Genomic DNA, 10,841 nt, shown 5'->3' with positions numbered 1-10,841 from the left:
GGTCGGCGGACCGGCGCGGTGAACGGGTGGGTGAGGGTGCCTAGTTGGTCCAGTAGGGGTCGAAGACCAGGGTGTCGGCGCCGGGGACGGTGGTGGCCGCCGACCAGGAGCCGTCGACGACGCGTCCGCCGTCGGGCCGGGCGGCCAGGGACAGCTTGGTGAAGATGCGGTAGCGGTCGCCTCGGTAGACGGAGCGGGTGAACTCGACGACCCGGCCGTCCGCGTCCCTGGCCGCCCGTTCGAAGAGCAGGGCGGGGGTGTGCACGGAGACGCCGAGGACCTCGGCCTCCCACTCGTCGACGACCGTCGGTTCGATGCTCTGCGCGGCGTCGGTCAGCAGGATCTCGTAGCGCCGGCCGAGCAGTCGGTAGAAGGAGTCGGTCTCCAGGTCGCGGGCGGTCAGCCCGGGGACCAGTACGTGCGGGACATGGAGGGTCTCCACACACATCGGGTCGCCGTCGACCGTACGCAGCCGGGTGATCCGCAGGATCTGCTCGCTGGGCGCGATGCCCAGCCGGCGGCCGATCCGGGGTCCCGCGGCGACGGTCTTGAAGTCCAGGATGCGGCTCGCCCACGTGCCGTCGACACCGCCGACGCCCAGCCCCTGGGCCTGCCCGGGGGCGGCGCCGCTGAGGTGCTGGGCGACCTTGGCGCGGGCGACGAAGACACCGCGCCCGTGCTCCCGCAGCAGCAGACCGTCGCGGACGAAGTCGTCGACCACCGCGCGCAAGGTGGGGCGGGAGACCCCGAGTTCCTCGCACAGCTGCCGCTCGCCCGGGAGGGGGCGTCCGGGGCCGGTCTCCTCGACCAGGTCGAGGAGGTGGGTGCGGATGCGTTCCCGCTTCTCCCAACGGCTCTCACCGCTGACCATTCCTACCAACTTTCTTTACCAGTGGTTCAACTTCAGCCGGTGCAATGTAACGCTTTGATGGCCTATCTCCAGGGACTTCGTGCGGTGGACTTGCTTGACACTGACCAAATGGTGCCCCAGCATGTGCCCACTGGTCAATAAGTGGTAAGCGAATTCGCCGGAGGTTCCATGTCCCAGTCCCGTGGCGGGCCCGTCACCCGTACCGCCCGTACCGCCCACCGCACCGTGGCCGGGTCGCTGATCGCGCTCACGGCGCTGCTGGCCGCAGCATGCACCACCGGCGGCGCCACGTCGAAGGCGGACACCGGCGCCGACGACACCACCCCGGTCACCATCACCTTCTGGCACGGTCTCAGCTCCCCGCACGAGATCGCCTCGGTCGACGCAGTTCTGGCCAAGTTCCACAAGAAATACCCGTACATCACCGTCAAGGCCGTCGCCGCGCAGACCGACGACAAGGTCAACCAGGCCATCCGCGGCGGCACCGCCCCGGACGTGGCGTCCTCGTTCAACGCCGCGAACGTCGGCGGCTGGTGTTCCAGCGGGGCCTTCCAGGACCTCGCCCCGGACATCAAGGCCGACCACGTCGACATGAGCCAGATCCCGAAGGCCGTCCAGTCGTACACCGCGTTCGACGGCAAGCGCTGCACGATGCCGTGGCTCGCCGACACCTTCGGCCTGTACTACAACAAGAAGCTCTTCGCGAAGGCCGGGATAACCTCCCCGCCCAAGACGATGTCCGAACTGGCGGCGGACGCCAAGAAGTTGACCACCTTCAACGCCGACGGCTCGATCAAGACCGCAGGGTTCATGCCCTACCTGGGCGCCTACGAGATGCTCACCGAGCACCTGGTCCCCAGCTGGGGCGGTAAGTGGCTCACCGCCGACGGCCAGTCCAACGTCGGCGCCGACCCCGCCTTCGCACAGGCGCTGACCTGGCAGAAGAGCCTCGTCGACTGGTTCGGCGCGAAGAAGCTCGTCACGTTCAAGGCGGGCATGGGCGACGAGTTCTCCGCCCAGAACGCCTTCGAGACCGGCAAGTTGGCCATGATGATCGACGGCGAGTGGCGCAACGCCTTCATCAAGAACGACAAGGCGAAGATCGAGTACGGCACCGCCGCGATACCGGCCGCCGACGGCAAGTCCGAGCTGTACGACGCCGGTTACGTCGGCGGCAACGTGATCGGCATGCCGCGCGGCGCCAAACACCCGGGCGCCGCCTGGAAGCTGATCAAGTTCCTCACCACCGACACCGACGCGCTGACCACGCTGGCCGACGCGATCGGCAACGTCCCCACCACCAAGGCGGCGCTCGACTCGCCCGCGCTCGGCCTCTCCAAGGACCCCCACTTCGCGCCGTTCCTCGAGGTCTACAAGAACCCGCTCACCACGACCACGCCGGCCAGCGGTGACGGCGGCGCCTACCTCACCAACTTCGGTCACTTCGTGGAGAAGTGGCAGAGCGGCGGCGTACCCGACCTGAAGGCCGGACTGGCCGCCGTCGACAAGCAGAACAACGCCGCGCTCAAGCTGGGGCAGTGACGGCATGGCCACCCAACAGCTCACCGAACTCCCGCTCACCACAGCCCCGTTGAAGGCCCGCCTGCGCCGCAACCGGCTGCGCGTCCTGCTCTTCCTGGCCCCCGGCCTGGTCGGCTTCGCCGTCTTCCTGATCTACCCGCTGGTGATGACGGTCTGGCTGTCCTTCACCAACTCGAACATGATCTCCCAGGCCCAGTTCGTCGGGCTGCGCAACTACCGCTATCTGCTGGACGGCGACCCGCTGATCTGGCACGCGGTCCGCAACACCGCCTGGCTGGTGGTCATCATGGTCCCGGCGCAGGTGCTCTTCGCCCTCGGCGTGGCCATGGTCACCGCCCGGCTCAAGGCCGGGGCGAGCCTGTTCCGCACCCTGTTCTATCTGCCCGCGCTGGCCCCGCCGGTCGCCGCGACCGTCGCCTTCGTCTGCATGTTCAACCCCAACTCCGGCCCGGTGAACCGGATCCTGGGCCTGCTCGGCATCCACGGACCGCTCTGGTTCAACTCGCCGGACTGGTCCAAACCGGCCCTGACCCTGCTCGCCCTGTGGGGCAGCGGCACGATGATGGTCATCTTCCTCGCGGCCCTGCTGGAAGTCCCCGCCGAGCTGTACGAGGCCGCCGAACTGGACGGCGCCGGCCCCTGGCACCGCTTCCGCTTCGTCACGCTGCCGACGATCTCCCCGGTCGTGCTGTTCGCGACCGTCACCGGCGTCATCGCCGGACTCCAGTACTTCACCCAGGCGATGGTCGCCTCGCAGGTCGCCAACGGCAACGTCCAAGCCGCGCCCGGCTATCCCGACGGCTCCACCCTCACCTTCCCCCAGCAGCTCTACATCGCCGGCTTCAACCAGTTCCACGCGGGCTACGCCTGCGCGCTGGCCGTGGTGCTCTTCGTGGTCGCGATGGCCTTCACCGTCGTCCTCCTCCGCCGCGCCTCCGGCTTCGACATCGAGGAGTCACCACGATGACCCACCGCCTCACCCGTCCGGAAGTCGCCACGCCCGCACGGTACTTGGCCACCGAGGAGCAGCCGCGATGACCACGACCTACGCCCCCGCACCCGCCCGGCAGACCCGCGCCGCCTCCCCCCACCGTGCCGCGCGCGGCCGGGCCGGCCGCCGCACAACCCTGATCTGGATCGCCGAACACGCCATCGCCGTCGGTCTGGCCTGCGCCTTCATCGGCCCGATCGTGTTCATTTTCCTGACCTCGCTGATGACCGACGGCCAGTCCCTCACCACCAGCCTGTGGCCCCACCACTGGCAGTGGTCCAACTACCGCACGGTCTTCAGCACCGCGCCGATCGGCACCTGGCTCGCCAACACCGTGCTCTACGCCGTCGCCGCGACCGCCGCCACCCTGCTGTCCAGCGTCCCCATCGCCTACGCGCTGGCCCGACTCCGCTTCAAGGGCCGCAACGTGGCCTTCCTCTGCGTCATCACCATGATGATGCTGCCGCCCCAAGTCCTTGTCATCCCCATGTACTTGATGTGGGCCAGATTCCATCTCACCGGCACCATCTGGCCGTTGGTTCTCCCGTCCCTCTTCGGCGACGCCTTCTCGGTGTTCCTGCTCTGCCAGTTCCTGCTCACCGTCCCCGAGGACTACCTCAACGCGGCCCGCATCGACGGCTGCGGCGAACTCCGCGTCCTCACCCGGGTGGTGCTGCCGATGATGCGCCCCGCGCTCGTCGCCGTCGGCCTCTTCTCCTTCTTCAACGCCTGGAACGACTACTACGGCCCTCTCATCTACACCGGCGAGACGCCCGCCCACTGGACCCTCGCCCTGGGCCTGGCGACCTTCAAGACCTCCCACGCGGTGCAGTGGAACCTCACCATGGCGGCCACTCTCATCGCGATGGCGCCGGTGATCATCGTCTTCTTCTTCGCGCAAAAGGCCTTCATCGAAGGTGTCACCCTGACAGGAGTCAAAGGTTGAAGATCACCGTTGTCGGTGGCGGATCCACGTACACCCCCGAACTCATCGACGGATTCGCCCGGTTGGGCCTGCCCGTCACCGAGATCGCCTTGGTCGACCCCGACCCGGACCGGCTCGACGTCATCGCCCCGTTCGCCCGCCGCATCCTGGCCCGCCAGGGCAGCTCCGCGAAGATCACCACCACCGCCGACCCGGACGCCGGCATCGACGGCACCGACGCGGTCCTCTTCCAGCTCCGCATCGGCGGCCAGGCCGCCCGGCACGTCGACGAGACCTTCCCGCACGCGTGCGGCTGCATCGGTCAAGAGACCACCGGCGCAGGCGGGTTGGCCAAGGCCCTGCGCACCGTGCCCGTCGTCCTCGACCTCGCAGAACGGGTCGCCAAGCGCGCCCCGAACGCCTGGATCGTCGACTTCACCAACCCCGTCGGCATCGTCACCCGCGCCCTCCTGGACGCCGGACACAGGGCAGTCGGCCTCTGCAACGTCGCCATCGGCTTCCAGCGCACCTTCGCCGACTGGCTCGGCGTCGACCACGAGCGCGTCACCCTGGACCACGTCGGCCTCAACCACCTCACCTGGGAACGGGCGGTGTGGCTCGACGGCGTCGACGTCCTGCCGCGCATCTTCGACGAACACGGCCAGGCCCTCGCCGACCGGCTGCGCATGCCACTGGACGTGGTCCGCCGCCTGGGCGTGGTCCCGTCGTACTACCTGCGCTACTACTACGCCCACGACGAGGTCCTCCGCGAACAGCTCGCCGAACCCTCCCGCGCCCAGCAAGTCGCCGAGATGGAAAGCGACTTGCTCACGATGTACGCCGATCCGGCCCTGACGGAGAAGCCCGCGCTCCTCGACAGGCGCGGCGGCGCCTACTACTCCGAAGCCGCCGTGCAGCTGGTGCACGCCCTCACCGCCGACACCGGCGACGTCCGCGTCGCCAACGTCCGCAACAACGGCACGCTGCCCTTCCTCCCCGACGACGCTGTCATCGAGGTCCCGTCCCGTATCGACGCGCAGGGAGCAACTCCCTTGCCCGTCAAGGCCGTAGAGCCGCTCTTTGCCGGACTCGTCGCCCATGTGACGGCCTACGAGGAACTCGCCCTGGAAGCCGCCCTGTACGGCGGTGTCGACCGGGTCGCGACAGCCTTGCTGGCGCATCCGCTCATCGGGCAGGTCAAGGTGGCCGAGGAGTTGGCGGCGAAGCTCGTCGCCGCCAACCGCGAACACCTTTGGTGGGCCTGATGAAGACGGGCCTGCTGCTCGCCGTCGACGGCGGCAACTCGAAGACCGACGTGGCAGTGCTGCGGACCGACGGCACCATCCTGGGCCGCGCGCGGGGCGGCGGGTTCCGCCCGCAGGCGGTCGGCGTCGACGCGGCGATGGACGTGCTCGCCACGTTGCGCGCGGAGGCGATGGCGTCGGCTGGGGTGGAGACCGGCGTCGTGGTGGACGGGATCACGGCGTTCCTCGCCGGGGCCGATCTGCCGTACGAGATCAAGGCGTTGCGCGAAGCGGTCGGTGCCCGGGGGTGGGCGGTCACGCAGCGCGTCGACAACGACTCCTACGCCGTCCTGCGCGCCGGGGCCAGCCGCCCATGGGGTGTCGGCGTGGTCTGCGGCACCGGCATCAACTGCGTCGGCGTCGCCCCCGACGGCCGCACCACCGGCTTCGCCGCGCTGGGCCGGATCTTGGGGGACTGGGGCGGCGGCATCGACGTAGGGACGTCGGCGCTCTGGCACGCGGCGCGGGCGGAGGACGGCCGCGGCCCGCGAACAGCCTTGCGTGCGGCAATGATTGACCACTTCGGCCTCGCCACGGTCGCCGACGTCACCGCCGCCATCCACAACGGCGACCTCCCCGCGCTCCGCCTCAGCGAACTCTGCCCGGCCGTCTTCGCGGCCCGCGACGAGGGCGACGAGATCGCGGCCGAACTGGTGGAACGGCTCGCGTCGGAGATCGCGAGGATGGCGCTGACCGTCCTGTGCCGCCTTCAACTCGCCACCGCCCCGGACCCCGAAGTCGTCCTGGGCGGAAGCGTGTTGGCCGCCGGCCACAAGGCCCTCCTCGACGGCGTCGAACACCGCCTGCGGAATGCCGTGCCGAACGTCCGCCCGCTGGTGTGCGCCGAACCGCCCCTGCTCGGCGCGGCGTTGGCGGCCCTCGACCTGCATCCAGGCCGGGACGCCGACGCCGAGGCACGGTTGCGCGCGGGGTTCCGGGGGAGCGGCACCCCGTGATCCGTCACGACCGGGAGCGCCGCCCCGAGCCGCATCGTGTACCCCGCGTGGTGCAGCTCCTCGCCCCGGAACTCCCCGAACGCCCAGAAGCCGAGGTCGTCCAGGTAGTCGATGCGGTCGCCGTCGATCCAGTAGCGGCCCTCGTAGGCGTGCGGACGGCCGCCGCGGGTCTCGTCGTAGCGGCCGTCCGCGGTCAACTCCTGGTGCAGGAAGTCGTTTTCGCCGATCCAGACGCCGACGCGCGGGCCGCCGGTCAGATCCTGGGCGGCCGGGATGCCCGTCTCGGGGGCGGTGGCGCGGCCGGGGGCGTCCATGCCCGACCAGAGCACCGGCCGGCCGCGATCAGGGCGCGGACCTCCTCCGGCCGGGCCAGCAGCGTGGCCTGCGCGGCCGCCACGTCCGGGGCGAGTGCGTCCGGTACGACGAGCACGTCGCCCGTGTTCCTCGACGTCAACGTCCCTACGTAATCTGGGTGTTGACCGCGTCCGCCGACGCGGGGCGATCCCCTCGAGGTGGGCGGCCATGCGGTGGCGAGGACCTCATCGCCGAAATCCTGGCCCACTCACTGAAAATCGCGTTCGAGGTCAGGATGATGGAGCCCTATTTCGTCACGCTTGGAGACGACCTGAAAGACCAAGTTCGCCTCGATGCGTTCGAGAGGCTGGCAGCCGACCCCACCGACCACGACAACGCTCGGCCGCAGGCCGGTGCCGAGCCTGTTGACCAGCCGTCCGCCGGCCTCGGCGGCTCTGCGGTTACGGACCACGCCGTCGAGGCTGGCGAAGTAGACCGAGCAGCCCGCCCAACAGACCGCGACCGCCAGGGCGACCACGACGTGCGCCCTTCCCACCCCAGGCAGCCCCAACAGGACAGCGTTGACGACCAGCCACTCAACCCGGCCTTCCCCAGTCAGGCAATACGCGCCAAGACGTCGATGCCGAAGTCATAGTGACCGGCGAAGCCGACCGCCTCCGGGTGCAGGGGAACCGCCTCGCCGGGGGCAACGTGACGGCGGACGACCGTCTTGGTGCGGTCGTAAACGATCGTCATCGGCACCCCTCAAATGTGGGTCTCCCGGTCAACTCCCTGGAAACCAGTTGGTCCTCACGGTGGGGTCGGACAGGATGACGGGCGTGATCCTGAAGTACCCCTGCGTGTGCTGCGGCCGTCTGACCATGGACGAGCCGCCGGGCTCGTATCAGATCTGAGCTGCACCCCGTTTCGTGGAGTCCCTGACGCCAGGCTTATGATCCTGGTCCGAAGGAGAACCACGAGCTGTGCCAGCACCACGTAAGTACCCGGACGAACTCCGCGAGCGGGCCGTCCGCGAGGTCCGTACTACCGGCCGCCCGGTCGCGCATGTCGCCCGGGACCTCGGCATCCACAAAGAAGCCCTGCGGCAGTGGGTGCGCCAGGCCGAGGCCGACACCGGCGAGCGCGACGACAGGCTGACGACCGCCGAACGTGACGAGCTGAGGCAACTCCGCAAAGAAAACGCGGAGTTGAAGCGGGCGAACGAGATCCTGAAAGCCGCCAGCGTGTTTTTTGCCCAGGAGATCGACCGTCCCCGGACGAGGCCGAGCAAGTGATCGACCACCTGCGCGAACGCGGCCTCGGGGTCGATCCCGTCTGCCGGGTGCTGGACCTGTCGCCGTCAACGTACTTCGCCCGCAAGAAGCGGCCGAAGTCCGCCCGCCGGCTCCGCGACGAGCAGCTCATGCCGCTGATCGAGGAGATCCACGCCGAGTCCGGGTCCATCTATGGGGCCCGGCGGATCACCCGCGCCCTGCGACGCAAGGGCATCGAGGCAGCCCGGTGCACGGTCGAGCGGCTGATGCGCGAGCTGGGCATCGAGGGCGTCATCCGCGGGCAGCGGCGTCGCACCACAGTGCCCGAGCCATCGGCGCCCCGCCCGCCGGACCTGGTCGACCGCGATTTCACCGCCTCGCGCCCGGACCAGTTGTGGGTGGCGGACATGACGTATGTCCGCACCTGGTCGGGCTGGGCGTATGTGGCGTTCGTCCTGGACGTGTACTCGCGGATGATCGTCGGCTGGCAGGTGGCGAACCACATGCGGACCGAACTTCCGCTGGACGCTCTGGAGATGGCCCTGTGGAGACGGAGGATCAAGAAGGACTCCGGGCTCATTCACCACAGCGACCGCGGGTCGCAATACGTATCAATTCGGTATACCGACCGGCTCGCCGACATCGGCGCCTCAGCGTCGGTCGGGTCCGTCGCGGACAGCTACGACAACGCGATGGCCGAGGCCCTGAACGGCACCTTCAAGGCCGAGCTGATCGAGATGCAGGGCCCCTGGAAGGACGCCGACCAGGTCGAGCGGGCGATCTTCCGGTGGGTCACGTGGTACAACGAAGAACGTCTGCACTCCGCGCTCGACTACGTACCGCCTGTCGAGTACGAGGAAGCTTTCTGGCGGAGCCAGGAGCAAACCCCACAGTCCGCCTGAAACAAGATCGCTGGACTCTACGAAACTCGGGGCAGCTCAATCTGTCCAGTCTGCTTCTGGGAGGACGACGCCATCCAGCTCCGCTGGCCAAACTACTCAGGCGGAGCAAACCGGCCTTCACTGACCAAGGCCCAGGAGAACTACCGGGCTTTCGGAGCTTGCGAGGAACGGTCCGTGGAGCACGCCCGCCCGCCCGAGGACGACGAACCGATGGACCCGAACTGGCGCCCCATCGATCCCGAGCGCGACCGCTTCGAGCCCCGAGGCATTCAGCTGGCCCCGTGGCCCAACGATCGCACTGTCCTCTACTGGTGGCGCTATCGGAACACGGATTTCTGGCGTCCCGCCGACGGATGATGCCCTCGACCGGGGTGCCCTCCGCGACGGCGCGGCCCTCGCGCAGGACGAACAGTCGGTCGCAGTACATCGCGGCGAGGTTCAGGTCGTGCAGGGCGATCACGGTGGTGACCGGCAGGCCATGACGAGGGTCAGCAGGTCCAGCTGGTGCTGGATGTCGAGGTGGTTGGTGGGTTTGCTGAGGAGGAGTTCGCGGGGTTCCCGGGCGAGCGCGCGGGCTCTCTGGGCGCGTTGGCGTTCGCCGCCGGAGAGGGTGTGCCACCACTGGCCGGTCTTGTCGGTCAGTCCGGTGCCTCGGTGACGGCAGCCGCGTCCACCGCCGTCGGCGAAGTCCACGGGCGGCGGTGCCGGACGCGTCCCAGGGCGACGACGCTAGGACCGTCAGCTCGGTCGAAGGGTGGGCGGGCTGCTCGACAGTGGCGACACAGCGGGCGCCGAAGACTTCCAGCACGCCACGCAACACATGCCTGAACCCGCCCCCCGATGCCGATCAGAAGCCGTTGCCATACCGATCATGGAGTCTGTCGACCTAACGGGAGTTTCGATCGGGTGATCGCGGGCCCTGCCCGACATAAGAGCAGGGCCTGGCGGTATACGGGGAAAATCCAGGGGAGCGGACGGCCGCGCGCTGTTACGGTCGGGCGCCATGAGCTGGCTTCCCGATGAATTCGTCCACCCCGTCCTGGTACCGCTGCCGGGCGGTGACCATCACCTGCGGCCGATCCGGGAGGCGGACACCCCGCTCGACTATCCGGCTGTGATGGGTTCGCGCGAGCGGCTGTGGACCATCTTCGGCCCGGTCTGGGGCTGGCCCGCGGCCACCATGACCTACGAGGCCGACCAGGCCGACCTGTTGCGGCACGAGAAGGAGATCGCCGCACACCAGTCCTTCAACTACGCGCTGTTCGACGCGGCGGAGACAGCTCTGCTCGGCTGTGTCTACATCGACCCACCGGAGAGGGCCGGCGCGGACGGCGAGATCTCCTGGTGGGTGGTGGACGAGCTGGTGGGCAGCAAGGTCGAGCAGGCCCTCGACGCGCTGGTGCCGCAGTGGATCGCCGCCGACTGGCCGTTCGAGCAGCCGCGCTTCCTCGGCCGCGAGATCTCCTGGTCGGACTGGCTCGCCCTGCCGGAGCATCCCGACACGTAAGTGGTTGTTGCCCGTACCGATCTCGAAGACTGCCGATCGAACGGGTGTCTCGATCGGGTGACTGCGGCGGTTTCCGCGCGTGAAAGCAGGGCCTCCAGGTAGCTCGGGGGTGCGCTCCCATTCCGAGTGGATCCCGGAGGCCCTGGTGTCGTTGTTGTACGTGCCCGAGCATGTTGACTTCAACTAGTGTCCTGAGTCTGGAATTCGGTTCAGATATCCGGCGAGGCGCTCAAGGATCTCGTCCGCGGTCTTCGTCCATACGAAGGGTTTCGGGT

General features: G+C 68.8%; 9 protein-coding genes and 4 pseudogenes. 8 read left to right on the top strand and 5 right to left on the bottom strand.

Annotated features, from left to right (window positions below):
• Positions 1–40 precede the first annotated feature (40 nt).
• Positions 41–871: a GntR family transcriptional regulator gene (locus tag ACI2L1_RS44455; protein ID WP_356064298.1), complete on the bottom strand. Its 831-nt coding sequence runs from the start codon at positions 869–871 to the stop codon at positions 41–43.
• Positions 872–1,039: 168 nt separating this feature from the next.
• Here ACI2L1_RS44455 and ACI2L1_RS44450 point away from each other — a divergent pair, with 168 nt between their 5' ends.
• From ACI2L1_RS44450 to ACI2L1_RS44430, 5 genes are all read left to right on the top strand, one after another.
• Positions 1,040–2,413, top strand: a complete 1,374-nt coding sequence (locus tag ACI2L1_RS44450; RefSeq protein WP_404745186.1) for an ABC transporter substrate-binding protein — start codon at positions 1,040–1,042, stop codon at positions 2,411–2,413.
• Positions 2,414–2,417: 4 nt separating this feature from the next.
• Positions 2,418–3,380, top strand: a complete 963-nt coding sequence (locus tag ACI2L1_RS44445; RefSeq protein ID WP_404745185.1) for a carbohydrate ABC transporter permease — start codon at positions 2,418–2,420, stop codon at positions 3,378–3,380.
• Positions 3,381–3,447: 67 nt separating this feature from the next.
• Positions 3,448–4,350: a carbohydrate ABC transporter permease gene (locus ACI2L1_RS44440; RefSeq protein ID WP_404745184.1), complete on the top strand. Its 903-nt coding sequence runs from the start codon at positions 3,448–3,450 to the stop codon at positions 4,348–4,350.
• Positions 4,347–5,594 (top strand): 6-phospho-beta-glucosidase, encoded by a 1,248-nt coding sequence (locus ACI2L1_RS44435; protein WP_404745183.1) that lies wholly within the window; start codon positions 4,347–4,349, stop codon positions 5,592–5,594. Before ACI2L1_RS44440 ends, ACI2L1_RS44435 begins: the two co-directional genes overlap by 4 nt.
• A complete protein-coding gene (locus tag ACI2L1_RS44430; protein ID WP_404745182.1) occupies positions 5,594–6,589 on the top strand; it encodes an N-acetylglucosamine kinase in 996 nt (331 codons plus the stop codon). The genes ACI2L1_RS44435 and ACI2L1_RS44430 overlap by 1 nt, the downstream gene beginning before the upstream one ends.
• Before the next feature lie 89 nt (positions 6,590–6,678).
• Here ACI2L1_RS44430 and ACI2L1_RS44425 read toward each other — a convergent pair.
• The 3 pseudogenes from ACI2L1_RS44425 to ACI2L1_RS44415 all read right to left on the bottom strand — a co-directional run.
• Positions 6,679–6,903 (bottom strand): annotated as a pseudogene (locus ACI2L1_RS44425) (Atu4866 domain-containing protein); the annotation flags it as partial.
• A 209-nt stretch (positions 6,904–7,112) separates the two neighbouring features.
• Positions 7,113–7,466, bottom strand: a pseudogene (locus ACI2L1_RS44420) (ATP-binding protein); the annotation flags it as partial.
• Positions 7,467–7,478: 12 nt separating this feature from the next.
• A pseudogene (locus ACI2L1_RS44415) lies at positions 7,479–7,648 on the bottom strand (IS21 family transposase); the annotation flags it as partial.
• Between the two features lie 218 nt (positions 7,649–7,866).
• Between ACI2L1_RS44415 and ACI2L1_RS44410 the strand changes: the two are divergent.
• Together ACI2L1_RS44410 and ACI2L1_RS44405 are read left to right on the top strand one after the other, a co-directional pair.
• Positions 7,867–9,059 (top strand): IS3 family transposase gene (locus tag ACI2L1_RS44410; protein WP_404745181.1). Its coding sequence is split into 2 segments (ribosomal slippage): positions 7,867–8,131 and positions 8,131–9,059, totalling 1,194 coding nucleotides; the frame shifts between segments, so codons are not numbered across the junction.
• Between the two features lie 6 nt (positions 9,060–9,065).
• Positions 9,066–9,416, top strand: coding sequence for a CPCC family cysteine-rich protein (locus tag ACI2L1_RS44405; protein WP_404745187.1), 351 nt, complete (start codon positions 9,066–9,068; stop codon positions 9,414–9,416).
• Positions 9,417–9,420: 4 nt separating this feature from the next.
• Here ACI2L1_RS44405 and ACI2L1_RS44400 read toward each other — a convergent pair.
• Positions 9,421–9,849: pseudogene (locus ACI2L1_RS44400) on the bottom strand (ATP-binding cassette domain-containing protein); the annotation flags it as partial.
• 213 nt (positions 9,850–10,062) lie between these two features.
• On the opposite strand from ACI2L1_RS44400, the gene ACI2L1_RS44395 reads away from it, so the two are divergent.
• Positions 10,063–10,566, top strand: a complete 504-nt coding sequence (locus tag ACI2L1_RS44395) for a GNAT family N-acetyltransferase (protein ID WP_404745180.1) — start codon at positions 10,063–10,065, stop codon at positions 10,564–10,566.
• The last annotated feature ends 275 nt before the right edge of the window (positions 10,567–10,841 follow it).

The sequence above is a fragment of the Streptomyces sp. NPDC019531 genome (genome assembly GCF_044903305.1).
Lineage (GTDB): Bacteria > Actinomycetota > Actinomycetes > Streptomycetales > Streptomycetaceae > Streptomyces.
Note: the sequence above shows the minus strand (reverse complement) of the source record. Positions and strands in the feature narration are given on the sequence as shown.

Bases quoted from the DNA above. Each gene is read 5' to 3' on its own strand.
- ACI2L1_RS44455 (WP_356064298.1), bottom strand. From the start codon at position 871: ATGGTCAGCGGTGAGAGCCGTTGGGAGAAGCGGGAACGCATCCGCACC.
- ACI2L1_RS44450 (WP_404745186.1), top strand. From the start codon at position 1,040: ATGTCCCAGTCCCGTGGCGGGCCCGTCACCCGTACCGCCCGTACCGCC.
- ACI2L1_RS44445 (WP_404745185.1), top strand. From the start codon at position 2,418: ATGGCCACCCAACAGCTCACCGAACTCCCGCTCACCACAGCCCCGTTG.
- ACI2L1_RS44440 (WP_404745184.1), top strand. From the start codon at position 3,448: ATGACCACGACCTACGCCCCCGCACCCGCCCGGCAGACCCGCGCCGCC.
- ACI2L1_RS44430 (WP_404745182.1), top strand. From the start codon at position 5,594: ATGAAGACGGGCCTGCTGCTCGCCGTCGACGGCGGCAACTCGAAGACC.
- ACI2L1_RS44395 (WP_404745180.1), top strand. From the start codon at position 10,063: ATGAGCTGGCTTCCCGATGAATTCGTCCACCCCGTCCTGGTACCGCTG.